The sequence below is a fragment of the Mesorhizobium sp. LHD-90 genome (genome assembly GCF_030929505.1).
Taxonomy (GTDB): domain Bacteria; phylum Pseudomonadota; class Alphaproteobacteria; order Rhizobiales; family Rhizobiaceae; genus Kumtagia.
Genome location: NZ_JAVFVV010000009.1, coordinates 58,472 through 83,956, shown reverse-complemented (window position 1 = coordinate 83,956; position 25,485 = coordinate 58,472). Strand labels below are relative to the sequence as shown.

The window sequence follows — 25,485 nt, the reverse complement described above, 5'->3', positions numbered from 1 at the left end:
AGGGGGGAGAGGACGTCGGCGCCATGACCACCCTCCCCTCCGACATCAAAACCCTGTTCGCCTCCCGCAGCGCCGACCTCGTCGAGGTGGCGGTGCTGCAGCCGGCCGATCCGTTCCTCGACATGGCCGGCGAGGACCTGCGCCGCCGCATCTTCTTGACCGAAAGCGAGACCGGCGAGCAGCTTTGCCTCAGGCCGGAATTCACCATCCCCGTCTGCCTCGACCATATCCGCACCCAATCCGGCACGCCGCGCCGCTACGCCTATCTCGGCGAGGTTTTCCGCCAGCGCCGCGAAGGCCGGGCGGAATTTTTCCAGGCCGGCATCGAGGATCTGGGCGACACGGATATCGCGTTCGCCGACGCAAGGCTGATCGCCGACGCCCACGCGCTGCTCGAATTGGCGCTCCCGAAAACCCCAAAGACCGTGACGCTGGGCGACCAGGCGGTGTTCGAGGCGGTGCTGGCCGCGCTCGGCCTGCCGCGTGGCTGGCAGAAGCGGCTGGCGCGCGCCTTCGGCGCGCCGGAACAGCTTGCCGCGGCGCTCGACGACCTGGCCAACCCGCAGCGCAAGCGCGGCCTCGGCCAGCCGGCGGCGCGGCTGGTGGCGGCGCGCGACCGCGCAGCGCTTTCCGCCCATATCGGCCAGACCATGGAAGAACACGGCCTGGCGCCGTCCGCCGGCCGCACGCCCGACGACATCGCGCGGCGCCTGATCGAGAAGGCTGAGCTCGGCGCGGTGCGCCTGTCGGAAGAGGCCTTCGCCGCGCTGAAGACGTTTTTGGCGATCCGCGTGCCGCTTGCCGAAGCGACCGAGACGCTGGCGCGTTTCGCCGACGAGGCCGAGCTTTACCTCGACACGGCGCTCGACCTGTTCAAGGCGCGCGCAAAAACCGTGGAAGCGCAAGCGATCGGCGACGTCACCTACGACGCCGGCTTCGGACGCCCGCTCGATTACTACACCGGCATGGTGTTCGAGATCGCCGCCCCGGGTGCCGCCCAGCCGCTCGCCGGTGGCGGCCGCTACGACCGCCTGCTCACCTTGCTCGGTGCCGCCGAGCCGATCCCGGGCGTTGGCTTTTCCGTCTGGCTCGACCGCATCGAGGCGCTGCGCGAGGGCTCGGCATGACGCTCACCCTCGCAATCCCCTCGAAGGGCCGGCTGCGCGAGCAGGCGCTGGAACTGCTGGCCGCCGCCGGCCTTGCCGTCAGCCTGCCCGGCGACGAGCGCAAATACCGGGCGCGCGTCGAGGGCCGCGACGACATCGAGATCGCTTTCCTGTCAGCCTCGGAGATCGCCGGCGAACTCGGCCAGGGCAATGTCGACCTCGGCATCACCGGCGAGGATCTTGTGCGCGAGAGCCGCGCCGACTGGGACGCGCGCATGGAGATCGCCGCACGGCTCGGCTTCGGCCATGCTGACGTGGTGGTGGCGGTGCCCGAAGTCTGGCTGGACGTCGACACCATGGCCGATCTCGACGACGTCGCCGCCGATTTCCGCCAGCGTCACGGCCGGCGGCTCAGGATCGCCACCAAATACTGGCGGGTCACCCAGCAGTTCTTCTCGCAAAAACACGGCATCCAGGTCTACCGCATCGTCGAAAGCCTTGGCGCCACCGAGGGCGCGCCGGCCGCCGGGTCTGCCGACGTGATCGTCGACATCACCTCGACCGGCTCGACCTTGCGCGCCAACCACCTGAAAATCCTGTCCGACGGGGTAGTCCTGCGCTCCGAGGCCTGCCTCGTTGCCTCGCGGCGCAAGCGAGACGCAGCGGATCAGGCCGCGCTGGCGGAGATAGCCGGGAGGGTGAGAAATGTCGCCGGCCCGAAGCAATGAGGTCCGATCACGACATCACCGTTTCCCGCAATGCGCGCAGGATGCCGGCGAGCTCGCGGCATTCCTCCTGCCGGGGGCTGTTCCGGCGCCACGCCAGCGCGATCTCGCGCGAGGGCATCGGCTCGGCGAAAGGCACGATCTTGAGATCGCGGATGACGCGGCTGGATTCGGCCGCCATTTCCGGAATGAGCGTGACGCCAAGGCCGTGGCCGACCATCTGCAACAGCGTCGTCAGGCTGGTCGCGCCATAGCTGGAAAGAGCCGTCGGCCGCACGGTGCCGCAGATTTGCAGCGCCTGGTCGCGCAGGCAGTGGCCTTCCTCCAGCAGCATCAGCCGCTCCAGCGCCGGACTCTCCGGCGGCACCGGCGGGGCGACGAAATCCGCGTCCTGCTCCGGTACCGCAAGAAAGAAGCGGTCGTCGAACAGCGTCTCCGTCACCAGTCCCGGATGATCGAGCGGCAGCGCGGCGACAAATCCGTCGATGCGGCCGGCGGCGGTCTCGGTCACCAGCGACATGGTCACCGCCTCGCGCAGCTCCAACTGGAGCTCGGGAAAGCGTGCTTTGAGTTCCGGCAGCACCTGCGGCAGCAGATAAGGCGCCACCGTCGGGATCATGCCCAGCCGGAAGCGGCCCTGCATGGTGCGCCGGCCGCGCCTGGCGACGGCTTCGACCTCGCGTATCTGCGCCAGGATCGATTCGATGCGCGGCTGCAAGGCTGCCGCCTCCTCGGTCAGCCGCACCAAGCGCCCGCCGCGTTCGAACAGGCGGCAGCCCAGCCGCTCCTCCAACTCGGCGATCTGCGCCGACAGCGCCGGCTGCGTCACGCCTGCAAGTTCGGCGGCGCGGCCGAAATGCAATGTCTGGGCCAGCGCGTCGAAATACAGCATCTGGCGGATGGTCAGGTTTGTCATAACCAAAACCTATCGCAAAAATCAGGAAAGGCAATTTGTCATTATCGACGGAAGGTCGTAGTCTGGAATTGTTCCAGATTGCTCGGCCTTCCCCGCCCGGCGTCTGGTCGATCATTTCAGCAAGAACCCACCAAGACGAGGGAGGCAGGAGAAAGCCATGGACGCGAAGACGGATGACAAAGGCCCCGGCAAGTGCCCGGTGGATCACGGCCCCAGGACCAACCGCGAGTGGTGGCCCAGGCAGCTCAACGTCGATGTCCTCCACCAGCATTCCTCGCTCTCCAACCCGCTGGGCGAGGCGTTCGACTATGCCGAGGAGTTCAAGAAGCTCGACTTTGAGGCGCTGAAGAACGATCTGCGCAAGCTGATGACCGACTCGCAGGACTGGTGGCCGGCGGACTTCGGCCATTATGGCCCGCAGTTCATCCGCATGTCCTGGCATGCCGCCGGCACCTATCGCCTTGCCGATGGCCGCGGCGGCGGCGGACGTGGCCAGCAGCGCTTCGCGCCGCTCAACAGCTGGCCGGACAACGTCAACATCGACAAGTCGCGCCGCCTCCTCTGGCCGATCAAGCAGAAGTACGGCAAGGGCATTTCCTGGGCCGACCTGCTCATCCTGACCGGCAACGTGGCGCTCGAGACCATGGGCTTCCGCACCTTTGGCTTCGCGGCCGGGCGCGCGGACACCTGGGAACCCGATCAGGACATCAACTGGGGCGATGAGGGCGCGTGGCTCGCCCATCGCAAGCTGGAGCAGTTCGCCAGCCCGCTCGGCGCCACCGAAATGGGCCTCATCTACGTCAACCCCGAGGGACCGAACGCCAGCGGCGACCCGCTCGAGGCGGCCGCCTTCATCCGCGAGACATTCGCGCGCATGGCCATGAACGATGAGGAAACCGTCGCGCTCATCGCCGGCGGCCATACGTTCGGCAAGACGCACGGCGCGAGCGAAACGTCGTTCGTCGGTGTCGTTCCAGAGGATGCAGACGTCGAGGCGCAAGGCCTGGGCTGGATCAGCAGCTATGGCACCGGCCACGGCGGCGACACGATCAGCAGCGGCATCGAGGTGACCTGGACGCAGTTGCCCACCCAGTGGACCAACCTCTTCTTCGAGAACCTGTTCAAGTATGAGTGGGTGCAGACGCGCAGCCCCGCTGGCGCGATCCAGTGGGAGGCCAAGGACGGGCCGGAGGATGTTCCGCTCGCGCAGGACAAGTCGAAGAAGCAGAAGCCGCGTATGCTGACGACCGACCTGTCCCTGCGCTTCGATCCGATCTACGAGAAGATCTCGCGCCGCTTCCTGCAGAACCCGCAGGCTTTCGCCGAGGCCTTTGCCCGTGCCTGGTTCAAGCTCACCCATCGCGATCTCGGGCCGCGCTCGCGCTATCTCGGCCCGGAAGTGCCGAAGGAAGTGCTGATCTGGCAGGATCCGGTGCCGGCCGTCGACCATCCGCTGGTCAACGCCGCCGACGTTGCCGCGCTCAAGGCAAAAGTGCTGGAATCGGGCCTGACCGTGTCCGAACTGGTCGGCACGGCCTGGGCTTCGGCCTCGACCTTCCGCGGCGGCGACAAGCGTGGCGGCGCCAACGGCGCGCGCATCCGCCTGGCGCCGCAGAAGGATTGGGAGGTCAATAGCCCCGACCAGCTCGCCAAGGTTCTCAAGACGCTCGAGCGCATCCGGTTCGAGTTCGGCCAGGAGGCGACAGGCGGCAAGAAGATCTCGCTCGCCGACCTGATCGTGCTGGCCGGCAATGCCGGCGTCGAGCAGGCGGCGAAGGCTGCCGGCCATGACGTGACGGTTCCGTTCTCGCCGGGCCGCACCGACGCCTCGCAGGACCAGACCGACGTCCATGCGTTCGACGTCATGGAGCCGCAGGCGGACGGCTTCCGCAACTACCAGACGGCTACGCTCAGGGTGCCCGCCGAGGTGGCCCTGATCGACAAGGCGCAGTTGCTGACGCTGACCGCACCTGAACTTACCGTTCTGATCGGCGGCCTGCGCGCCATCAACATCAACGCCGATGGCTCTACGCACGGCGTGTTGACCGACCGGCCGGGTGCCCTGACGACAGACTTCTTCGTCAACCTGCTCGACATGGGCACACAGTGGAAGGCGGTCTCGGAAGCCAAGGACCTGTTCGAAGGAACCGACCGCAAGACCGGCCAGCTGAAGTGGCTCGGCACCCGCGTCGACCTCGTCTTCGGCTCGAACTCGCAGTTGCGAGCGCTGGCCGAGGTCTACGCCGAGAGCGACGCGAAGGGGAAGTTCGTCAAGGATTTCGTGGCGGCCTGGACCAAGGTGATGAACGCCGACCGCTTCGATCTCGGCACAGAATCGCTGCGGGAAGCCGCGTAGTCCGGCCAACCGCCGAAACGAGGTCGAACGAAGATGGAAGGGCCGGGGCAAGTCTCCGGCCTTTCTGCTTTCGGGTCAGCCTTGAAGCAGGCATTCGGCTAGCCTACAATCTAGCCAGATGGAGAGTTCCATGGGCAAGGTCTGGACGCTTCAGGACGCCAAGAACAGGTTTTCCGCCGTGGTCGAGGCCGCGCAACGCGGCGAGCCGCAGCACGTCACCAAGCGCGGCGTCGACGCTGTGGTGGTGCTGTCGGCGGAGGAATACGAGCGGCTGTTGCACAGAACCCCGAAGCCAAAGAAGACGTTTATCGAGCACATTCTTAGTGCCCCAAAACTTCCGGAAGGCATGGAGGATGTCTTCGACGATCGCGACCAATACCCGTCCGAATACCGCGACATCGATCTCGACTGAGCCATGTTCTTGATCGATACGATGGTTTTGTCGGAGAGCTTCAAGGCTCGTCCGCATCCAGACGTAATTTCGTGGATGAGATCGGTTCCGGATCGACCGATCTTCATCAGCGTTGTCGCTGTCGGCGAGATTTCGCGCGGCGTTCGAAAGCTGGAGCAGCAAGATCCGAACCGTGCCGCCGGCTATCGTGACTGGCTGGAAACCATTTTGGAAGACTACGACGGTCGCATACTGCCGATTGCAGTCGGTACCATGCGGGTGTGGGGGCCGCTGACATACGACTTGCGTCATACAAATCCCGACCTCCTCATCGCCGCCACCGCGCTCGAACACGATCTGACGCTCGTCACCCGCAATGTCCGGCACTTCGAGCCGACCGGCGTCAAGCTCTTCAATCCTTATGAACAGCCGACCTGACATTCACCGGGACCACATGACATCCGAAAACTTCGTGCTGCGCCGTGCAACCGCCGCGGATATCCCCTTCATCATGGCGACCGAGCGGCTGGAAGGCTACGAAAAACTGGTCGGCCGCTGGGAAGCGGATGCCCATGCAGCGGCGTTCGCCGATGCCGCCTACCGCTATTTCATCGGCGAGATCGCCGACCGGCCGATCGGCTTCGCCCTGTTGCGCGACTGGGCCACGCCGGCAAGGGTCACCTGCATCAAGCGGCTGGCGGTGGCCGAACCGGGGCAAGGCCGAGGCTCCCTTATCCTGCGCCACGCGATCGACGCCGTGTTCGAGCAGACCGATACGCACCGGCTGTGGATCGGCGCATTCCCGGAAAATCTGCGCGCCCGCAAGGCCTACCGCAATGCGGGTTTCGAGGAGGAAGGCGTGGCGCGCGGCAGCGCCTATTTCGGCGGCGTCTTTCGCGACGAGACGATCCTGTCCATCCTGCGGCCCGAGTGGAACGCGCGGCGGGCAGGCGGCGGCTTGTGAAACCGCCCTGCCCTCGCTAACAAGCACCCGTTCGGGTTGGCCGAAAACGGGATACCGATATGCGACTGGGTGGAAGGCTGGCTGCGGCCATCGAGGTTCTGGACGACATCGAGCGTCGGCACAGGCCGGCAGCCGATGCGCTGAAGGACTGGGGCCTGTCGCACCGTTTTGCCGGCGCCGGTGACCGCGGCGCGATCGGCAACATCGTCTACGACGCGCTGCGGCGAAAGCGTTCGGCCGCCTGGCTGTTCGGCACAGACACCGCGCGCGCTCTCGCCTTCGGCGCGCTGCTGCTCGAATGGGGCGAGACCGCCGAAAAGCTCAACCGCGCCCTCGACGGCGACCGTTTCGCACCGCCGCCTCTGGACGCCACCGAACTCGCCGCCTTGAAGGCCAACGGCCTCGACGACGCCCCGCCGGCCATCCGCGCCGACTGCCCGGACTGGTGCGCCCCGCTGCTCGAGCGCAGCTTTGGCGATGCCTGGGTGGAGGAGGCGCGCGCGCTGGCCGGCCGGCCGCCACTCGACCTGCGGGTCAACACGCTCGCCGCGAAAGCTGACCGGGTTCTCGCCGAACTCGACCAGACGGCTGCCTCGGTTACCACGCTCGCGCCGCACGGCTTGCGCGTCCCGCCCATCGAGGGCGACGGCCGCCATCCCAACGTGCAGGCCGAGCCGGCCTTCCAGAAAGGCTGGTTCGAGGTGCAGGACGAAGGCTCGCAGGTGGCTGCCGAACTCGCCGGCGCAAAACCCGGCATGCAGGTGCTCGACCTCTGCGCCGGGGCCGGCGGCAAGACGCTGGCGCTCGCGGCGGCGATGGAGAACAAGGGCCAGATCTTTGCCTATGACGCCGAGAAGGCGCGGCTCGCCCCTATCTTCGACCGCATCCGCCGCGCCGGCGTCCGCAACGTCCAGGTGCTCTCCAAACCGGCGGAAGTGGCCAGGCTTGCCGGCCAGATGGATCTCGTGCTGATCGACGCGCCCTGTACCGGCAGCGGCACCTGGCGGCGCCGGCCGGACGCAAAATGGCGGCTGACCCAGCGCCAGCTCGAAGTACGCATCGGCGAGCAGGCGCGGATTCTGGAACACGCCAAGGCCTATCTCAAGCCTGGCGGGCATCTGGCCTACATCACCTGTTCGGTTTTCCGCGAGGAGAACCACGACCAGGTCGCCCGTTTCCTCGACGCCGATCCGGCGTTCTCGCCGGTCGATCACGAGGCGCTGTTCGCAGGGCGGTTTCCGGGAAAATCGGCCGCCGCCCGGATCGAGAAGGAAGGCGGCATCGTGCTCTCGCCGCTCCGCAGCGGCACCGACGGCTTCTATTTCGCCATGCTCCGCCGCGCCGGCTGAACCTCGGAGCGTGTCTCATCCATGCTGCGACGCAGCAAAATGATTTGCCTGCCCGTCACTGCTTTGTCATAAGCGAGGTCAGGAGGCGAAGGCGATGTCGGCAAAGATTGTTCCCAATGCGGATTTCGAGGAGCGCGTGCGCGCTTCCTTCGCGCGGCAGAAAGTCATGACGACGATGCGCGCCGAGCTCACCAGCGTGACGCCGGGCATCGTCGAGATCGAGATGCCTTTTTCCGACGAACTCACGCAGCAGCACGGTTTTTTGCATGCCGGCATCATTTCCGCCGCGCTCGACTCGGCCTGCGGCTACGCCGCCTTCTCGCTGATGCCGGAAAACGCCGCGGTGCTCACCATCGAGTTCAAGGTCAATCTGCTGGCGCCCGGCAGGGGCGAGCGTTTCCTGTTCCGCGGGTCGGTGACCAAACCCGGCCGCACCATCATCGTGGCGGACGGCCAGGCCTATGCGTTTGCCGCCGACGGCGAGGCGAAACTGATTGCCACCATGACCGGCACGATGATGACTGTCACCGGGCGGCAGGGCATCGAAGGCTAGACATGCCTGGCCGGCCGATCGCCGGCAGATGCGGTTCGGAGAGCTTCGTGGGACTGACGCACTTCGATCAATTGCGTTGCTTTTGCTTTTCTCGTTGAATGCGCCGGGGGACATGAGGACACGATGACCAGCGCGCCAGATCCGGCCGCGTCCGCGCACGTCTATCCGACCAGGCCGGTGCGCATAATCGAGCCGTTCGGGGCAGGCGGCGGGCCCGATCTCTTGGCCCGTGCGCTGGCCCCAAAACTTTCGTCGCTGTGGGGTCAACCGGTAACGGTCGAGAACCTCCCGGGTGCGGGTGCCACTGCGGCTCCTGCACTGGTGGCGAAGTCGCCAGCCGACGGTCACACGCTGCTGATAAGCACAAGTGCCCAGGCATACGGTGCAGCGCTCCTCAAGGACCTCCCGTATGACCCGTTGAACGACTTCACCCCGATCATTCCGCTCACCAGGCAAGGCTACGTGCTCGTCACGGGCAGGGCGACTGGCGTCACCACCGTCGGCGGGCTCATTGCGGCGGCGAGGGCGGGCGAACTCAGGTTTGGATCCACCGGCATAGGCACCGGCACACATGTCGGAGTCGAGAAGTTCAATCAAGCGGCGGCAATCAAGGCGCTGCATCTTCCTCCCTCGCCGAACGATTCGAACGCCGATACGATCGCCAACGCGATAGCGGGGCGCTTCACGTACTATCTGGTGCCGATCTCTCTCGCCCTGTCGCACATTCGCGACGGCACGCTCGTTGCGCTGGGGGTGAGCACCGCGCGGCGCTCAACCTTGCTCCCTGAGGTGCCGACAATCGCGGAGGCGGGCGTCGCCGGATTCGACTTTCCGATCTGGTACGGGATGTGGGTGTCGGCTGGCACTCCGGCCGGCGTGGTTGACAAGCTTGCGTACGACATCGGGCGCGTGCTCGCCGGGCCGGACCTGCGCGAATGGATCGCCAAACACGGGGGCGAGCCAATGAGCATGACGCAGCCCGAGTTTGAGCGCTTCGTGGAAAGCGAGAGTGAAGGCGCGGCGCGCCTCATGAAAGCCGCCAGCGTCAAGCCCTCATCGCCGACGGTCTGAGGAACTGGCGGCGCGCAATCGGGCCGAACCCAATGCAGGCATCCCAGACTCGCAAGGGAAACCCAAGCCGGAAACTTATGTCGGGTCGGCAGGATCGATGCCGTAACGATGACGAAGCGTTCCGGCGGACCCGACAAAACGCACGGCGGCGATCTGAAAACGGGGGATGGAATTTTCGCTGCACCGGAAAACTGTCCAGAATGTCGGGCTGCATAAGCCGCCAAGCCATTGCTTTTGCTGATCCAACCTTCTTCCGCCCGAAGCGCGAAACGCCAGCGCACAAGATTCTTATCCCCCTCCCCAAGACCTGCCTCATACTCATCGGCCGGACGAGGTGGCGAAGGGAATTGGCAATGGACGGGAGTGGGGCAATCGAGAAGAATCGGGAGGCGCTGAAGCGCATCCTGTTGATGCTCGTGTCCATCGCCGGCTTTGCCGACGGTGGGTCGACCCTGCCGCGCCAGCTTCATCGCGCCATCTTGCGGCTGCTGCGTCCGGCCGAATCCGCGGCGCGGCGCCTCATCATCGCGGCGGCGCGCGGGATCGTGGTGACCCTGCCGCCGGTTCGCCCGCGAAAGCCAAAACCCGTTACCAACGAGGCCGTGCTGCGCAGCCTCGGCATCGCCGTCACAATGTCGCACGACGACATCAGGCGCGCCGCCGCGGCCAAGAGAGCCGCCGCCAAACGCGCCGCCCGCCCGCGTACAACAAACCTGTCGCTGCTCGATCCGCTGAAACACCCCTTCCGCGTCCGGCGCCGTTATGTGCCGGCGCATGCCGTGCCGCGAATCTCGGGGCTCGATTCCAGCTCGCCGTACCGCCCGCTGCCACCAAGACCATCGCCCGACGACGCAGTCGACGCGTCGCGCCTCGGCCAGCGGCTGGAGGCGCTGGCCGCAGCACTCGACGACCTGCCGGGCCAGGCACAACGGTTCGCCCGCTGGAAGGCGCGCCACGAGGCAGCGCTCGCGCGAGACAGGCAAGCCCGCGCCGCCGCGGTCGCGCAAGGCAGGCAGGCCGCGATCCGCTTCCGCCGCCTCTCGCCGCTGCGGCGCGGGCGTCCGCCCGGCGGCCGGCTGTCCCGCTACGATCCGACCGCCACTCATCCCCGCAACATCCGCGAGGTCGACGAGATTCTGGCGCACGCCCACGCGCTGGCCGTCTACGCGCTGGAATGTCCCGACACGTCATGACCGCGCGTGCGTCGCACCCCCCTAACCCCTCCCCACAAGGGGGAAGGGGACAAGCTGGCATGTCCGCTCGGCGCAGACCTTCGATGGTCTCACTCGGCATGGCGGCCGCAAAGTCCCCCTCCCCCTTGTGGGGGTCCGAAGGACGGGCGAGACGCGTGGCTCGCCCCGGCAGGGTAAGGGGTGGGGGTAAAATCACGAGCAAAAGAGCGACGGCCTTCGCGGTTTTTCCGCAGTCCGGCGGCGATCCTTGCTGTCTGCAACGACCTTGCGCATGGCGAGGTCGGCAAAACCTTTGTTAGGTCACGGCCTCCCGCGCAACGCGGGCCGCTTGAAGCCCGCCCTCATCTCCTCGATCGGCGCGCGGCAGTGGCAGCCCTCGATATGGTCGTTGACCAGGCCCATCGCCTGCATGAAGGCGTAGACGGTCGTCGGCCCGACAAAGGTCCAGCCGCGTTTCTTCAATTCCTTCGATATTTTCGCGGAAACCTCGGTCTTCGGCATAGCGACGACCGCCGCATGATCCACCTTCGCCGGGCGCTGCCCGGCCTGTGGCTCGAACTGCCAGAACCATGCCGCGAGCGACCCCGCCTCCGCAATCAGTTCCCTGGCGCGGCGGGCGTTGTTGATGGTCGATTCGATCTTGCCGCGATGGCGCACGATGCCGGCGTCCTTGAGCAGCCGTTCGACATCGGCCTTGCCGAATTCTGCGATCCGGTCGAAATCGAAGCCGGCGAAGGCGGCGCGAAAATTCTCGCGTTTGCGCAGGATGGTCAGCCATGACAGGCCGGACTGGAAACCCTCCAGGCAGATCTTTTCGAAAAGCCGGCGGTCGTCGGTCACGGGGCGGCCCCATTCCCGGTCGTGGTAGCGCCGGTAGTCGTCGAGTTCGCCCGCCCAGGCGCAGCGGATCACGCCGTCCGATCCCTCCAGCAGTCCCGTCATACCCGCCCTCTCCTTGCAGAAACCTGATCGTTAACGCGGTTTTTGCCCGCATTGACCGGGCCTTTACCAAGCCGCTGAACCGGCCGGTAACCACACTGAAAGGTTTAGGGAAATCCCGGCGTTTTAGCCAACCCGATTCACTTTTCGGTTTCCGCTTGCCGTCACGCTCCTGACATGACGGGCAGACAGGCCCGCCGTGTCACCGTTGAGTTCTTTCGTTTGACGAGTACGCGTATGATGAACAGCAGGATCGTTCTCTTGACTTCGGCCTTGCTGCTCGGCCTCGCGGCTGTGCCCGCCGCCGGGCAGAGCCGCTACGGCGAGCGCCCGCCGGTGGTGGTCAGCCCCGACCTTTCGGCCCCTTGGGTCATGCAGCTCGGCAACCAGCCAGGGCGCAGGATCGTACGCGGCGAGGCCGACTACGGCGTGCGTGTGCAGCCCGGCGCGCGCCGCGTGATGCGCGCCGAGCCGCCGGTGCAGCGCCGCGTCGTGCGCCGCCAGGGCCTCAATATCTTCGGCACCGACGAGGTGCGCACCGCCGCCGTGCCTGCGCCGCGCCGCAAACAGATGCAGCCGCAGATGGACCCGATCTACCTGCCGCAGCAGGTCGAGTACACCGGCTCCGAGAAGCCCGGCACCATCGTCATCGATACGAGTTCGAAATTTCTCTACCTCGTGCAGGCCGGCGGAAAGGCCCGCCGCTACGGCGTCGGCGTCGGCCAGGAAGGCATGGTGTGGACGGGCACGCAGAAGATCTCGCGCAAGGCTGTATGGCCCGACTGGCGTCCACCCTCGGAAATGATCGTGCGCGAGCGCGCCAAGGGCCGCCATCTGCCCACCTACATGGCAGGCGGTCCGGAAAATCCGCTCGGTGCGCGCGCACTCTATCTCGGCTCGACGCTCTACCGCATTCACGGCACCAACGCACCGTGGACGATCGGCACCAACGTCTCGTCGGGCTGCATCAGGCTGCGCAACGAGGACGTGGTCGACCTCTACGAACGTGTCGGCGTCGGCACCAGGGTGGTCGTCATATAGCGGACCGGGGAGACCGCGCTCGCGGGGGCGGCGCGGCAAGGAAGCGGTGGGGGCCGCTTCCTTCGACCGGGGGCAAGGGCAGCGCGGGCAACCGCGCTGCCCTTTCGTTTTGCTGCGACTGTTCGCCGACATGGTGCAGCCAGATGATCGCCGGCTACCCTTGGCAAGATGACGTGCGCGGCCGAATCGGCCAGTCTCGCGGTTTCCAAAGCATGACGAGACTATGCTCGAAACTGCCCTTTATCTGCCGGTGAAACGTTTCCTCGAAGGCTTCGGCTATTCGGTCAAGGGCGAGGTCGGCGGCTGCGACCTGGTGGCGCTCGGCCCCGACACGCCGCCAGTGGTCGTCGTGTGCGAGTTGAAGCTGCAATTCAACCTCGAACTGGTGCTGCAGGGTGTCGACCGTGCCGCCGCCAGCGACGAAGTGTGGTTGGCGGCGCGTCTGTCGACGCGCGGCAAGGGACGCGAGGCCGACCGGCGTTTCCGCAATCTGTGCCGGCGGCTCGGCTTCGGCCTGCTTGGCGTCACCGCTGATGGCGAGGTCCAACTCCTGCTCAGCCCGGCCGCCTTGCCGCCGCGTCGCGATCCGCGGCGACGCTCGCGACTGGTCGACGAACATCGCCGCCGCCAGGGCGATCCGGCGACCGGCGGCGGCTCGCGCGCGCCGATCATGACTGCCTACCGCCAGCAGGCGCTGGCCTGTGCCGCGGCCCTCGCCGAAGGGCCGAAGCGGCCGCGCGACCTGAGGCCCGGCGCACCGAAGGCCGCTTCGATCTTGCGCCGCAATGTCTACGGCTGGTTCTTGCGGGAGCAACGAGGCGTCTACGATCTCACCGAGACCGGACGGCAGGCGTTGGAGCGCTGGCCGCAACAAGCGGCTATGAGCGAGGCGCCCTCCCCGACCGGCTCTGCGTAGAGCGTCGGATTACTGTGCTGTCGCGTGCGGCGGCGCAATGCCTTTGGGCTTCGGCCCCCCATAAGCCCAGTCGAGCAGCGCCACCGTATGCACCACGGGCAGCTTCGCCGTGCTGGCGATCTGCGTGATGCAGCCGATGTTGCCGGTGGCGACGAGCGCGGCGCCGGTCGCTTCGATGTTCTTTACCTTGCGGTCGCGTAGTCTTGCCGAAATCTCCGGCTGCAAAATGTTGTAGGTGCCGGCCGAACCGCAGCACAGATGGCCCTCGCGCGGTTCCTTCACGACAAAACCGGCGCGCGCCAGCAGTTCCTTCGGCTGCCGCGTGATCTTTTGGCCGTGCTGCATAGAGCAGGCGGAATGATAGGCCACCGTCAGGCAGGGCTTGACTGACGGCTCCGGCAGGTCGAGCGTCGCCAGAAATTCGGTGATGTCCTTGGCGAGTGCCGAAACCCTTGCCGCCTTCTCCGCATAGGCCGGATCGAACCGCAACATGAAGCCATAGTCCTTGATTGTCGTGCCGCAGCCGGACGCCGTGATCACAATCGCGTCTAGCCCGCCCTGTTCGATCTGCCGCACCCAGGCGTCGACGTTTTTACGCGCAGCGGCAAGCGCGGCATCTTCCTTGCCCATGTGGTGGACCAGCGCGCCGCAGCAGCCCTCTCCCTCCGGCACCACGACCTCGACGCCCAGCCGGTTCAGCAGGCGGACCGTCGCCTCGTTGATGCCGGGCTCCAGCACGGATTGCGCGCAGCCGGTGAGCAGCGCCACCCTGCCCCGCCTTTCGCCATTGGCTACGTGGCGACCCGGCCGCGACACCGGCGAAGCCGCCGGCACGGAGGCTGGCGCAAGTTTCAGCATCGCGGTCAGCGGCTTCAGCGCCGACATGCCGGCCAGAAGGCCGGCGAAGGGCCGTCCCAGCTTCGCCAGCGACAGCGCCGCGCGAAACCGTCGGGGATAGGGCAAGGTGAAGGCCAGAACCTGCCGGATCAGCCGGTCGACAAGCGGCCGCTTGTAGGTCTGCTCGATATGGGCGCGGGCATGGTCGACCAAATGCATGTAGTTCACGCCCGACGGGCAGGTCGTCATGCAAGAGAGGCACGACAGGCAGCGATCGATATGGGTGACGATCTCCTTGTCCGCCGGACGGCCGTTCTCCAGCATGTCCTTGATCAGGTAGATTCTTCCGCGCGGGGAATCCAGCTCGTTGCCGAGCGTCACATAGGTCGGGCAGGTCGCGGTGCAGAACCCGCAATGCACGCATTTGCGCAGGATCTTTTCCGATTCCGCGACATGCGGATCGGCGAGTTGGGTGGGGGAGAAGGTTGTTTGCATCAGGACTTCTTTTCGGGCGTGCTTGAGGACGCTCCAATGTGAAAGAATGTGCCAGCCGACACGGCTCGGATCGCGTCGGCAATCATTGGAACGAGCTTCAAAACGTCGATGCGGGTGTTGGTCGGAAGCACCACGATCGCGATCCGCTTGCCGCGAAGGTTCTGCTGGAACTGCATGCGCTTGTCGTTGGTGACAAGTACCTCGAACCCTTGCTTCTCGATCTCATTGAGCAAGTTGCCATTGCTCAACTGCTTCCAGCCATTCGGAAATGCTGACGCATCGAGTCCCAGCGCACGAAGTTTGCCTGCAAGCGTCTTCGGTACGCCCTCATCAAGAATAACTCGCTTCATGCAGCGTTTCGCTGAAAGCGTTCGGACGCAAGCATGATCGCGGCTTCCGCCCGTTCGCGACCAATACCGGGAAAGTCTTCGAGGATTTCGTCAAGCGACGAACCGGCCGCGAGGTTAGCGAAGAGAGCATCCACCGGAATGCGCGTTCCCTTGAACACCAGCGCGCCGCTGACGACATCCGGCTTCGATTCAAACAGATCGGCTTCGGTCACGGGAGCCATGGGACTTCTCCAGATCAAACATTGCGCATTCTACCCCATCCGTCCCGGGTTGAGGATGTTTTGCGGATCGAACTGTTCCTTTAGCCGCACCGACAGCGCAGCCAACGCCGGCGGCTGCGGCTCGAAGACCGGGATGGCCGCACGGTCGGCAACGCTGGCGCGCACCAGCGTCGCATGGCCGCCGCCGAATTTTTTGATCAGTCCCCGCAGCAATTCGGCTTCCGGCTCGCCTTCCATGCGTAGCCAGGCCAGCCCGCCGGCCCAGTCGTAAAAGACCTCGACCGCTGCCGCCATGCGCAGCGCCATGATCGCCTTGTGTGCTTCGCTCGGCGCCATCGACATGCGCCAGACGGGTTTTTGACTGCCGTCGGCGAAGGGCAGGCAGTCGCGAACCGCGCGCCAGAGCGCTTTCGACCTGTCGCCTGAAATCTCGTCGAAGCGTGCGTCACCGCCGAACGCCTCGCGCAGATGTTTCACGCGGTAATCGACCGACGGGCCAAAACCCTCGATGCGCAGCAACGTGGCTGCGCCGCCTGCAAGCGCGCCCTCGCCGACCTGCGCGGCAACCATTTCCGGAAGATGCGCGGCGCCGGAAACTTCCGCGGAAGATCCCATGGCGAGCGCCATCGCCGCCACCGCCGCGTCGTCGTAGAGACCGGGCAGCACCAGCGTCGTCTCGGTCTCCGCCGCCGGCAGCACCTTGAAGGTCACGTCGGTCGCCACCGCCAGCGTGCCCCACGACCCCGCCATGACTTTCGACAGATCGTAGCCGGTGACGTTCTTGACCACGCGCCCGCCCGACTTGAACGCCTCACCGCGCCCCGAGACGGCGTGGATGCCGAGGATATGGTCGCGCGCCGCGCCCGCCCTGATGCGTCGCGGGCCGGAAAGGTTCGCCGCCAGCGTGCCGCCGATCGTGCCGCGCCCCGCCGCGCCACCCAGCAACGGGCCGAAATCCATCGGCTCGAAGGCGAGTTCCTGGCCGCGTTCGGCCAGCATCTTCTCGATCTCGGAGAGCGGCGTGCCGGCCCTGGCCGACAGAACCAATTCCTCCGGCTCATAGAGCGTCACGCCCCTCAGCTTCGACAGGTCGAGCGCGTGTTCGGTCTGTGGCGGTCGGCCGATGCCCCGCTTTGAGCCGTGGCCGAGGATTTCCAGCGGGGCGTTTTCCGAAACCGCCCATTGGACAGCGGACAGGACTTCGTCGGCGGAGGTGGGGATGAAGGTGGTCAGGGATGGCTCATTTCATCGAAACGCCGCGATAGAGGTCGGCGAGGCGGCAGGAGAACCCGAATTCCGGCAGGTCGATCAGATCGCCGGCCGAACGGTAGACATGACCCTTCCAGCCATCGGCGCGGGACCACACCTCAACGGCAAAATCCTTCTGCGACAGGATCAGAATGTACTGGCAGTCGGGTGCGTCGGCGTAGATCTCCCGCTTGCGGCTGATATGTTCGCGGGTGTTGGAGTCCGACAAGACCTCAGCGGCGAGGAAGAAGCGGGTGCAGTAAACCACGTTCTCCACCTCGAAATCGACCACCGCCACATCCGTGACCAACCGCGTGTTCGGATGGCTTTCGACCCTGACGGCGACCTCATGCATCGCAACGACATCGGGACGATGGATTTCAAGACAAGCGTTAAGACGCTGGATCAAATTTAGCCCAATCCGCTGATGCGGAAGCATGGCTGGCGACATCATGAGAAACGGCACTCCGTCGATCAGTTGCCAGCGTTCCCCGCGCGGGCGGTCTTCGATGAACTCGAGGAATTGCTCCGCAGTGAGTTTGCCGGGAGGCGGGGCGATGTGGGTGTTCATGTCAGTGCGTTCCTGCCTTTAGGCAGAAAGCCTACCACAATGGGGGTCCAGTCCCAACTCGCGGAAGAATGAACGGCCGCACGCGGAGGTACTGAGAAGAACTCGCGGGTTGAACTCTTCGTAGAGCCAATCATGAACAAGCAACACCTCCTGTCCCCAGCCCGCTCGAGCTCTCCCGAGAGGGGCCAGGGCTTTTCAGGCGTGCGAGCACCGACTCTCCCCTCCGAGACAGCCGATAGCCGACATCGAGGCTTTCGGTCAGGCCGAGTTCCTTCAGCTTGCGAACGTCCTGCTTGAACTTCAGTTTCTCGACCCGGAGCGCCGTTGCCAATCCGCTGGCGGCGACCATTGGCTTCGCGGCGATCAGTCGCAAGATCGACGGGAAATAGCCGGGCGCGGCCTTTTCCCAGCGCTCGAACCGGGATCGGATGTCGGCCCATTCCTGCTCGGACGGCTCGGCCGTTTCCCGCCTCGCCACGCGCTCGTCCGGCTCGATGCCATCGAGCGCAATACGGTAGACGGGGTCGCCATTGTCCGGTCCGAGCGTTTTCCGCAGGGCCGCGAGCGAGGGGAAGCCGGCGGCGCAAGCATCTGCTTCGGTCAGTTCAGTTGGGCTGCATGGCGCGATCATGCCGATCCGGACTGCGCCGGCCACCGAGCGCAATCGTCCGCCGGCTTTTACCGTCGGCTGCTTCCAGCGCCGGAAGGCCAGCGTGACGGCGCCCGCCGCGATGCCGTCGAGGATGGCCTGCTTGAACAGCATGGATCCCTAAAACCTCGGAATGTCCGGGAACGGCATTTTTCCCGCATGGATATGCATCCGCCCAAGTTCGGCGCAGCGGCGTAGCTGCGGAAAGACCTTTCCCGGATTGAGCAGGTGGTTTGGATCGAAGGCGCATTTCACCCGCATCTGCTGGTCGAGATCGGCTTCCGAAAACATCTCCGGCATCAGGTCGCGCTTTTCCACTCCCACCCCGTGTTCGCCGGTCAAGACGCCGCCGACTTTGACGCACAGCCGCAATATGTCCGCGCCAAACCCTTCCGCCTTTTCCAGTTCGCCCGGCTTGTTGGCGTCGTAGAGGATCAGCGGATGCAGATTGCCGTCGCCGGCATGAAAGACATTGGCGACGCGCAGTCCGTATTGCTCCGAAAGCGAGCGCATGCCGGCTAGCACCTTCGGCAGTTCCTTGCGCGGGATCGTGCCGTCCATGCAGTAATAGTCCGGCGAGATGCGGCCAACGGCAGGGAACGCGGCCTTGCGGCCGGCCCAAAAGGACAGCCGCTCCTGGTCGGAAGTCGAGATGCGGCAGGTGGTCGAGTCGTTGCGCAGTGCGATCGCCTCGACCAGCCCGATCAGGTGATCGACCTCGACGCCAGGCCCGTCCAACTCGACGATCAGCAGCGCCTCGCATTCCAACGGATAGCCGGCATGGACGAAATCCTCGGCGGCGTGGATGGCCGGCCGGTCCATCATCTCCATGCCGCCGGGAATGATGCCGGCGCCGATGATGTCGGCGACGCATTGCCCGCCCTGCTCGCTGGTCGGAAAACCGATCAGCAGGGCGCGCGCCGTCTCCGGCTTCTTTAATATGCGCACCGTTACCTCAGTGACGACACCCAATAGCCCCTCTGACCCGGTCATGACGCCGAGCAGGTCGTAACCTTCCGAATCCAGATGCTTTCCGCCCAGCCGCACGACCTCGCCATTCATCAGCACCATCTCGATGCCAAGCACGTTGTTGGCCGTCAGTCCGTATTTCAGGCAATGTACGCCGCCGGAATTTTCGGCGACATTGCCGCCGATCGAGCAGGCGATCTGCGAGGACGGATCGGGCGCGTAATAAAAGCCGTCGTCTTCGACAGCGCGGGTGATGCCGAGATTGGTCACGCCCGGCTGCGCCACCACGACGCGATTCATATAGTCGATTTCGAGGATCTCGTTGAAACGGCTCATCACCAGCAGGACGGCGTCCTCCAGCGGCAGCGCGCCGCCGGACAGCGACGTTCCCGAGCCGCGCGGCACGACGCGGATGTCGCGTTCGTCGCAATATTTGAGAATCTTCGAGACTTGCCGCGTGGTCTCCGGAAGCACGACCACCAGCGGAAGCTGGCGATAGGCGGTCAGCCCGTCGCTCTCGAAAGCACGCATCTCGTTGACCGCATCGACCACGCCCTCGCCCGGCACGATCTGCCGCATGTCGGCAATGATCTCGGCGCGGCGGCGCAACGTCGCGGCATCGGGAGTCGGCATGGCTAGTCCGGACATGGCTTTGCGCAGCCTTGGTGAGCGAGTGGTAAAAATCTTTTACCAACAATTCAGGCCTACGGCAAGCAACGAAATCGGCTTGATATGCATGTTTTTTCAAATACTTAGCGTTTTGTTGCGCCTTCATGCTCGCTGTGTGACCGACGGATTCGGCGTACGGCCCACCACACCGCAAGGATGGCGATCGGCACGGAGGCAGCGGTGACCAGTTCCGGCTTCAGTTCCATGCCGAAGATGGAGAAACCCTTGGCCAGGTAGCCGACCAGGCCGACGACGTAATAGGAGACGGCGGCGACCGACAGGCCCTCGACGGTCTGCTGGAGGCGGAGCTGCAATTTGGCGCGGTCGTTCATCGAGGCGAGCAGCGCGCGGTTCTGCGCCTCGACCTCGACGTCCACCCAGGTGCGCAGCAGGGTCGTGGCGCGGCTGAGCTTTTCCGAAAGGTTTTCTTGCCGGCTCTCGACCGATTGGCAGGTGCGCATGGCCGGCGCGAGGCGCCGCTGCAGAAAACCCTTCCAGGTCTCGCCGCCGGCGATCGCCTCCTCGCCGAGTGCCTCCAGCCGCTCCCGGACGATGACGTCATAGGCGCGGCTGGCGCCGAAACGGTAGAGGCTGGAGGCCGCGTCAGCCTCCAGCTCGGCGGCAAGCTCCGTCAGCTCGGCGAGAAGGTCCTGGCTGTTGCGGCGCGGGCTGGCCCTCATCTCGGCGGTGATGGCGGCCAGCCGGTCCTCGATGCGCCGCACCCGCGCCGACAGCGATTGCGCCAGCGGCAGGCCGAGCAAGGCCAGCGTCCGGTAGGTTTCGATCTCGATGAGGCGCTGCGCCAGGGCGCCGCTGCGCGCCGGCGTAAGCCCTTGATCGAGAACGACGATCCGCGTCAGGCCGTCACGGTCCTGGCGAAAGTCGGTGGCGATCGCCGCGTTGCCGCCTTCGACCGTGGAATAGCAAAGCGCCGACGGATCGAAAGCGCCGGCAAGCGCCTCGCCGGCGCCAGTCCAGGCGCGGAGCTCCAGGCGAAGGCCGGAAATCACGGTGCCGGGCGGCGAAAACCCATTGCCGAAAGGCATGTCCTCCGGCTGGCGGCCGTTCTCGTCGAGCGGCCCTTCCCATAGATAGGTCGAGAATTCGGTATGACGCTCCCAGCGCAGCGTGCCCTGGCCCCAGTTCATGGTGTAGTGCCGCGCCTGCCGGTCGGGCGCGGCGACGCCGAGACGCCGCGAAAGCTCGCACAGCACGGCATGGTCGACCGCAAAACCGCCTTCGGTCATGAAGGCGAGCTGGATCAGAACGCGCGGATGCGCCAGCATCGGATGCGGGCGGGCGTGCACCTCGCCGAGGGCGACCGCGCGGTCGCGATGCGCGGGGAAACCCATTACCGTCCCGGCCAGGGGCGAGGCAAAATCTGGTTCGGGTTCGTCGGCCACAGTCGCATCCACCGCCTGAGAACAGCCTGTTATGACGGCCAGCCGAGGCGAAGCCAACTGCCAACCATGGCGCGGCGAGCAATATTCTTTTCGCGCCGCAACATTAGACATCGAAAATGAACCTAAGCCTCTGCATCCGCAGAATTTTCCGGCAGCGCGCGCCAGTCGATGCTTGCCTGTGCGATAAGGCAGAACGTTTGCAAAAAGACCGCGTGAAGTCCGGAAAATCCAGCAAATGCAATGGGTTGGTGAAGCGCCCCAGGAATTCGACCGCAACGGACTTCAAAAACGTCCTGAAAAATCGACCGCACCGGCCGTTTTGGGGACATGCGGTTTACAAAAATCGACATTCGTCTTCACCGCTCCGCCATGTCGCCGGCATGTTCTTCGGTCTATTGTCGGCGGCAAGGTGGATAGACGTGCTGCCTTGCCGCCGGTCAGCTCTTCCAAACTGGATAATTTGTTTGACCAGTTGCGAGGCATTCTCCTATTCTCGGCGCGGCTGCTGAACGGGAACCGCTTTGGGCGAAATCTTTTCCAGGATCGTGCATTCTCGAACCGCCGACGAGGTGGTTTTGCAGATCGAGCGCCTGATCCTCGAGGGCGTGCTCGGCAGCGGCGACCGGCTGCCGGGAGAGCGAGAGCTGGCGCGCCAGTTCGACGTATCGCGGCCGGTCCTGCGGGATGCATTGAAGATCGTCGAAGCTCGCGGGCTGGTCGCCACGCGCCATGGCGGCGGCACCCATGTGGCCGACGTGGTGGGCCAGGTCTTCGCCCCTCCCGTGGCGGAACTCATCGTGTCGCACACCAGGGCGCGCGCGGACTATCTGGAATACCGGCGCGAGTTGGAAGGGATCGCCGCCGAATACGCGGCGCGGCGGGCGACGGCGGACGACCATGCGCTGCTGGAGGGCATCATGGAGCGCATGACCGCGGCGCACGGGCGCAGCGATTTTCAGGAAGAGGCGGAGATCGACGTCGAGTTCCACAACGCCATCGGCGAATGCGCGCACAACATCGTGCTGCTGCACACGCTGCGCTCCTGCTACCGGCTGTTATCCGACGGCGTGTTCGAGAACCGGCTGATCGTCTTCACCATGGTCGATGCGCGCGAAAAGCTGCTTGCCCAGCATCGGGCAATCCACGCGGCGGTCGTCAACGGCGATCCGGCGGCGGCACGGCAAGCCGCGATGGACCACATCGGCTTCATCGAGCAGGCAATGACGCAGGCCGAGCGCACCGGCGAATGGCAGCGGGTTTCGAAGCTGAGACTGAGCAGGCGGCTAGACGCCGACGGCAAACGGGCGCAGAGAGCCGGCTGACCAGCCTGCATCGATCGAGCCGCACCCTGACCAACCAGCCCGACACATCGGCGATGCCAACGTCTTGCGGCCAGCACCGGCCGCGCGCCGGCCTGTTCGTGACGTGCCTCGTCGACCTGTTCCGGCCGAGCGTCGGGCTCGCGGCCGCCCGGCTTCTGGAGGCTGCGGGATGCGGGGTCGAAATCCCGCGCGCCCAGACCTGCTGCGGCCAGTCGGCTCTTGCCTCGAACGACCGGGCCGAAGCCCGGGCGGCGGCGGAAAGCACGATCGAAACCTTCGAGGGTTTCGACTACATCGTCGCGCCGTCCGCCTCCTGCGCCAGCATGCTGCGGCACCGCTATCCGACGCTGTTTGCCGGCGACGCCGCATGGGAAGCGCGCGCCAAGACCTTCGCAGCCAAGGTTCATGAGCTGGTCAGCTTTCTGACGGACGTGCTCGGCATTGAAAAGATCGCGGCGGGGCTCGACGCCTCCGCCACCTATCACGATTCCTGCGCGGGCCTGCACGCGTTCGGCATCCGGCGCCAGCCGCGCGCCCTGCTTGAATCCGTCGAAGGGTTGGACTTGATCGAGATGCGGGACGCAGGATCATGCTGCGGTTTCGGCGGATCCTTCTGCACACCTTACGCCAAGGCCTCAAAAGTGTTCGCAGAACGCAAGGTCGGCGAGATCGGCGCAACCGGCGCCGAAATCCTGCTCGCCGGCGAGCTTGGTTGCCTGATGCACATGGCCGGCCGGTTGAAACGAAACGGCTCGACGGTAGAAGTCAGGCATATCGCCGAGGTGCTGGCCGGTATGACCGACGCGCCATCGATCGGAGGAAACGACTGATGGAAGAACCGAAGAGTATCCGGCACGGCGACACCGTCCTGTCCATACTGGTCGGCGACATCACGACGCTTGATGTCGACGCCATCGTCAACGCCGCCAACAGTTCGCTGCTCGGCGGTGGTGGAGTCGATGGCGCGATCCATCGCCGCGCCGGTCCGGAGCTTGTGGCCGAATGCCGGACGCTGAACGGCTGCAAGGCCGGCGAGGCCAAGATCACGCGCGGCTACAGGCTGCCCGCGCGCCATGTCATCCACACAGTTGGCCCCGTTTGGCGCGGCGGCGAGCACGGCGAGGACGCGTTGCTGGCGGACTGCTATCGCAATTCCCTCGAACTGGCCGGAGAATTCGGGCTTGCGAGCATCGCGTTCCCGGCGATATCCACGGGGCGCTATCGCTTTCCCCAGGACCGCGCGGCCCAAATCGCTGTGACGGCGGCATGCGAAGCAGCGACGGGTTCGAGCCTGCAAAAAATCCTGTTCTGCTGCTTCGACCAGATGGCTGCCGCAGCCTATCAGGTGGCTTTCGCACGGTTGCAAAGCACTTCTAGGACCGGCGACGAGTTCTAGTCGTTGCCGGTTTGAACAAGATCGAGAAACCATTCCTTTGCGGATCAATCATGGCCGAAGGCATCCATTTCCTCGACGCGTGCGGACCGGAGGGAATCCGGCTCTACGCCATCGGCGACGTGCATGGCCGGCTCGACCTGCTCGAAAAGATGCACGCGCGCATCGCCAACGAGATTTCTCGGGACAAGGTCGCCGACTGGCGCATCATCCATCTCGGCGACTATGTCGACCGCGGCCCGAATTCACGCGGCGTCATCGACTTCCTGATCGCGGCCTGCGCGCGCGACCGGCGCATGATCACGCTCGCCGGCAACCACGACATGGGATTTCTGGAATTCCTGGTGGCGCCGGCGAAAGAATCGCTGTTCATGCAGTGCGGTGGCATCGAAACGGCGGCGTCGTACGATGTGCGGTTCGGGCGTCTTTTCCGTGATCTGGAGCGCTTCCACGCCGATCTTGCGCTGGCGATGCCGCCGGAACACGCACGCTTCATCCATTCATGCCGATTCAGCGTGTCGTTCGGCGATTTCTTCTTCTGCCATGCCGGCATCCGCCCCGGCGTGGCTCTCGACCTGCAGGACCCCGACCATCTGATCTGGATCCGCAACGAATTTCTGGATTATCCGGGCCTGCATCCGAAGGTGATCGTGCACGGCCACACCATCACCGACGAGCCGGAAGTGCTGGCCAACCGCGTCAATGTCGACACCGGCGCCTTCCGCTCCGGCGTGCTCACCGCGCTGGTGGTGGACGGCGCGCAAAAACGCCTGATCACCGCGGAAGCCTGAGTTTTTCGGAAAGCTCGGGCTGACGCCCGAACGCTCAATGCGTGGCGGCGACCACGCCGTAGCCGTCGACGACGGCCTGCTCGCTGCCGGCGTCGACCGAATAGACGCCCATCCCGAACAGGACAATGGCGACAAGCATGGCAAGGGAAAGAAGCGCGGAACGCAAGGCGGTTATCCCGGTTGGTTTCTCTTAAACTCTTAGGGGCTCACGGTTACGATTGTGTTGCCGGCCGCCTGACGCGGCGGCCTTCTAAGCCGGGCAAACGCCCAAAGCCACGCAAATATCCGCCGCCGATGCAGAGTGTTTTGGACCGTGATCTTTATGTCACGGTCGGGTCAGGGAACCTCAGATCGTCGCGACCCAGGCGCGTGCCAGCGCCAGCCCGGCGGCATCGGCGCCCGGCCCGTGGCGCGCCGCCTCCGTCTCGAAGCGGCCCGGCCAGTCCGGCTCGCGTTCGGCGATGGTACCGGCAAAAGCCTGTTTCCACTCGCGCACCAGTGTCGTGTCGGCCTCGAAATGGAACTGGATGCCGTAAGTGGCGCGGCCTATCCGGAACGCCTGGTTTTGGGCGACGCCGCTGGTCGCCAGATGCAGCGCACCATCCGGCAGCGAAAACGTATCGTCGTGCCATTGGAAGATCGAAAAATTGCGCGGCGCGTGGCTCAGCACCGGATCGGCCGCGCCCTCGTCGGTCAGGCTCACGGGACACCAGCCGAATTCGCGCGCACCGCCGATCTGGTTCGTTCCACCGAAGGCCCGGGCCAGAAGCTGGCTGCCGAGGCAGATGCCCAGCACCGCCTTGTCCTTCTTCGAGAAGTCGCGGGAGAGGTCCAGCAGCGCGGGGATGTAGGGAAAGTCGTCGTCCGCCAGCGCGTTCTGCCCGCCGCCGAGCAGCACTGCCGCGTCGTATCCGTCGGAACTGTCCGGCAATGCCTCGCCATGATGCGCGCGGCGCAGGTCGATCTCCGCGCCGGCCTCTTCCAGCGCCTTCGCCACCTGCCCCAGCCCGGTGCCTTCAAAATTCTGGACGACGAGAACCTTCATCA

The 25,485-nt window shown here is 65.4% G+C and carries 29 protein-coding genes; 16 read left to right on the top strand and 13 right to left on the bottom strand.

Features of this window, described 5'->3' with window-relative positions; all coding sequences use genetic code 11:
* Positions 1–23 precede the first annotated feature (23 nt).
* Complete coding sequence (locus RB623_RS14285) at positions 24–1,127, top strand: ATP phosphoribosyltransferase regulatory subunit (protein WP_308057528.1); 1,104 nt, start codon at positions 24–26, stop codon at positions 1,125–1,127.
* The gene (gene hisG, locus RB623_RS14280) at positions 1,124–1,834 is read left to right on the top strand and encodes an ATP phosphoribosyltransferase (protein WP_308057527.1); all 711 of its coding nucleotides are present in this window, start codon (positions 1,124–1,126) and stop codon (positions 1,832–1,834) included. Before RB623_RS14285 ends, hisG begins: the two co-directional genes overlap by 4 nt.
* Positions 1,835–1,841: 7 nt before the next feature.
* Here the strand turns inward: hisG and RB623_RS14275 are convergent, their stop codons facing one another.
* Complete coding sequence (locus RB623_RS14275) at positions 1,842–2,747, bottom strand: hydrogen peroxide-inducible genes activator (RefSeq protein ID WP_308057526.1); 906 nt, start codon at positions 2,745–2,747, stop codon at positions 1,842–1,844.
* 157 nt (positions 2,748–2,904) lie between these two features.
* Here RB623_RS14275 and katG point away from each other — a divergent pair, with 157 nt between their 5' ends.
* The 8 genes from katG (at position 2,905) to RB623_RS14235 (ending at position 10,624) form a co-directional block, all read left to right on the top strand.
* Complete coding sequence (katG, locus tag RB623_RS14270) at positions 2,905–5,103, top strand: catalase/peroxidase HPI (RefSeq protein WP_308057525.1); 2,199 nt, start codon at positions 2,905–2,907, stop codon at positions 5,101–5,103.
* A gap of 130 nt (positions 5,104–5,233) precedes the next feature.
* Positions 5,234–5,515 carry a type II toxin-antitoxin system Phd/YefM family antitoxin gene (locus RB623_RS14265; RefSeq protein ID WP_308057523.1) on the top strand — a complete coding sequence of 94 codons (282 nt, stop codon included), beginning with the start codon at positions 5,234–5,236 and terminating at the stop codon, positions 5,513–5,515.
* A 3-nt stretch (positions 5,516–5,518) separates the two neighbouring features.
* On the top strand, positions 5,519–5,932 hold the full coding sequence (locus RB623_RS14260) for a type II toxin-antitoxin system VapC family toxin (RefSeq protein ID WP_308057522.1): 414 nt from the start codon (positions 5,519–5,521) through the stop codon (positions 5,930–5,932).
* Between the two features lie 16 nt (positions 5,933–5,948).
* Positions 5,949–6,458, top strand: a complete 510-nt coding sequence (locus RB623_RS14255; RefSeq protein ID WP_308057521.1) for a GNAT family protein — start codon at positions 5,949–5,951, stop codon at positions 6,456–6,458.
* A 59-nt stretch (positions 6,459–6,517) separates the two neighbouring features.
* Positions 6,518–7,807, top strand: a complete 1,290-nt coding sequence (locus RB623_RS14250) for an RsmB/NOP family class I SAM-dependent RNA methyltransferase (RefSeq protein WP_308057520.1) — start codon at positions 6,518–6,520, stop codon at positions 7,805–7,807.
* 94 nt (positions 7,808–7,901) lie between these two features.
* Complete coding sequence (locus RB623_RS14245; protein WP_308057519.1) at positions 7,902–8,360, top strand: PaaI family thioesterase; 459 nt, start codon at positions 7,902–7,904, stop codon at positions 8,358–8,360.
* A 123-nt stretch (positions 8,361–8,483) separates the two neighbouring features.
* On the top strand, positions 8,484–9,431 hold the full coding sequence (locus RB623_RS14240; protein WP_308057518.1) for a tripartite tricarboxylate transporter substrate-binding protein: 948 nt from the start codon (positions 8,484–8,486) through the stop codon (positions 9,429–9,431).
* A 353-nt stretch (positions 9,432–9,784) separates the two neighbouring features.
* On the top strand, positions 9,785–10,624 hold the full coding sequence (locus tag RB623_RS14235; RefSeq protein ID WP_308057516.1) for a hypothetical protein: 840 nt from the start codon (positions 9,785–9,787) through the stop codon (positions 10,622–10,624).
* 300 nt (positions 10,625–10,924) lie between these two features.
* Here RB623_RS14235 and RB623_RS14230 read toward each other — a convergent pair whose 3' ends face one another.
* Positions 10,925–11,566 carry a DNA-3-methyladenine glycosylase I gene (locus RB623_RS14230; RefSeq protein ID WP_308057515.1) on the bottom strand — a complete coding sequence of 214 codons (642 nt, stop codon included), beginning with the start codon at positions 11,564–11,566 and terminating at the stop codon, positions 10,925–10,927.
* A 237-nt stretch (positions 11,567–11,803) separates the two neighbouring features.
* Between RB623_RS14230 and RB623_RS14225 the strand changes: the two genes are divergently transcribed.
* A complete protein-coding gene (locus RB623_RS14225; RefSeq protein ID WP_308057727.1) occupies positions 11,804–12,604 on the top strand; it encodes a L,D-transpeptidase in 801 nt (266 codons plus the stop codon).
* Between the two features lie 223 nt (positions 12,605–12,827).
* The gene (locus tag RB623_RS14220) at positions 12,828–13,520 is read left to right on the top strand and encodes a DUF2161 family putative PD-(D/E)XK-type phosphodiesterase (protein ID WP_308057514.1); all 693 of its coding nucleotides are present in this window, start codon (positions 12,828–12,830) and stop codon (positions 13,518–13,520) included.
* Between the two features lie 9 nt (positions 13,521–13,529).
* Here RB623_RS14220 and glcF read toward each other — a convergent pair whose 3' ends face one another.
* From glcF to RB623_RS14175, 9 genes are all read right to left on the bottom strand, one after another.
* Complete coding sequence (gene glcF / locus RB623_RS14215) at positions 13,530–14,852, bottom strand: glycolate oxidase subunit GlcF (RefSeq protein WP_308057512.1); 1,323 nt, start codon at positions 14,850–14,852, stop codon at positions 13,530–13,532.
* A complete protein-coding gene (locus RB623_RS14210) occupies positions 14,852–15,202 on the bottom strand; it encodes a hypothetical protein (RefSeq protein ID WP_308057511.1) in 351 nt (116 codons plus the stop codon). The genes glcF and RB623_RS14210 overlap by 1 nt, the downstream gene beginning before the upstream one ends.
* On the bottom strand, positions 15,199–15,423 hold the full coding sequence (locus RB623_RS14205; protein ID WP_308057510.1) for a DUF433 domain-containing protein: 225 nt from the start codon (positions 15,421–15,423) through the stop codon (positions 15,199–15,201). Before RB623_RS14205 ends, RB623_RS14210 begins: the two co-directional genes overlap by 4 nt.
* A 30-nt stretch (positions 15,424–15,453) precedes the next feature.
* Complete coding sequence (glcE, locus tag RB623_RS14200; protein WP_308057726.1) at positions 15,454–16,656, bottom strand: glycolate oxidase subunit GlcE; 1,203 nt, start codon at positions 16,654–16,656, stop codon at positions 15,454–15,456.
* 7 nt (positions 16,657–16,663) lie between these two features.
* Complete coding sequence (locus RB623_RS14195) at positions 16,664–17,242, bottom strand: Uma2 family endonuclease (protein WP_308057509.1); 579 nt, start codon at positions 17,240–17,242, stop codon at positions 16,664–16,666.
* A gap of 130 nt (positions 17,243–17,372) precedes the next feature.
* The gene (locus RB623_RS14190) at positions 17,373–18,005 is read right to left on the bottom strand and encodes an ASCH domain-containing protein (protein ID WP_308057508.1); all 633 of its coding nucleotides are present in this window, start codon (positions 18,003–18,005) and stop codon (positions 17,373–17,375) included.
* A gap of 6 nt (positions 18,006–18,011) precedes the next feature.
* The gene (locus tag RB623_RS14185; RefSeq protein ID WP_308057507.1) at positions 18,012–19,508 is read right to left on the bottom strand and encodes an FAD-linked oxidase C-terminal domain-containing protein; all 1,497 of its coding nucleotides are present in this window, start codon (positions 19,506–19,508) and stop codon (positions 18,012–18,014) included.
* Positions 19,509–19,612: 104 nt separating this feature from the next.
* Positions 19,613–20,881 (bottom strand): DUF3422 family protein, encoded by a 1,269-nt coding sequence (locus tag RB623_RS14180; RefSeq protein ID WP_308057725.1) that lies wholly within the window; start codon positions 20,879–20,881, stop codon positions 19,613–19,615.
* Positions 20,882–21,054: 173 nt separating this feature from the next.
* Positions 21,055–21,282: a hypothetical protein gene (locus tag RB623_RS14175; protein ID WP_308057506.1), complete on the bottom strand. Its 228-nt coding sequence runs from the start codon at positions 21,280–21,282 to the stop codon at positions 21,055–21,057.
* Positions 21,283–21,453: 171 nt separating this feature from the next.
* Here RB623_RS14175 and RB623_RS14170 point away from each other — a divergent pair, with 171 nt between their 5' ends.
* The 4 genes from RB623_RS14170 to RB623_RS14155 are packed head-to-tail and all read left to right on the top strand — an operon-like array spanning position 21,454 to position 24,438.
* Entirely contained in the window at positions 21,454–22,254 is an 801-nt protein-coding gene (locus tag RB623_RS14170) for an FCD domain-containing protein (protein ID WP_308057505.1), read from the top strand.
* 53 nt (positions 22,255–22,307) lie between these two features.
* Positions 22,308–23,084 carry a (Fe-S)-binding protein gene (locus tag RB623_RS14165; RefSeq protein ID WP_308057504.1) on the top strand — a complete coding sequence of 259 codons (777 nt, stop codon included), beginning with the start codon at positions 22,308–22,310 and terminating at the stop codon, positions 23,082–23,084.
* On the top strand, positions 23,084–23,650 hold the full coding sequence (locus tag RB623_RS14160; protein WP_308057503.1) for an O-acetyl-ADP-ribose deacetylase: 567 nt from the start codon (positions 23,084–23,086) through the stop codon (positions 23,648–23,650). Before RB623_RS14165 ends, RB623_RS14160 begins: the two co-directional genes overlap by 1 nt.
* Positions 23,651–23,700: 50 nt before the next feature.
* Entirely contained in the window at positions 23,701–24,438 is a 738-nt protein-coding gene (locus RB623_RS14155; RefSeq protein WP_308057502.1) for a metallophosphoesterase, read from the top strand.
* Between the two features lie 34 nt (positions 24,439–24,472).
* Here RB623_RS14155 and RB623_RS14150 read toward each other — a convergent pair whose 3' ends face one another.
* Positions 24,473–24,604 carry a hypothetical protein gene (locus tag RB623_RS14150; RefSeq protein WP_308057501.1) on the bottom strand — a complete coding sequence of 44 codons (132 nt, stop codon included), beginning with the start codon at positions 24,602–24,604 and terminating at the stop codon, positions 24,473–24,475.
* Positions 24,605–24,784: 180 nt separating this feature from the next.
* Positions 24,785–25,483: a type 1 glutamine amidotransferase gene (locus RB623_RS14145; protein WP_308057500.1), complete on the bottom strand. Its 699-nt coding sequence runs from the start codon at positions 25,481–25,483 to the stop codon at positions 24,785–24,787.
* Positions 25,484–25,485 lie beyond the last annotated feature (2 nt).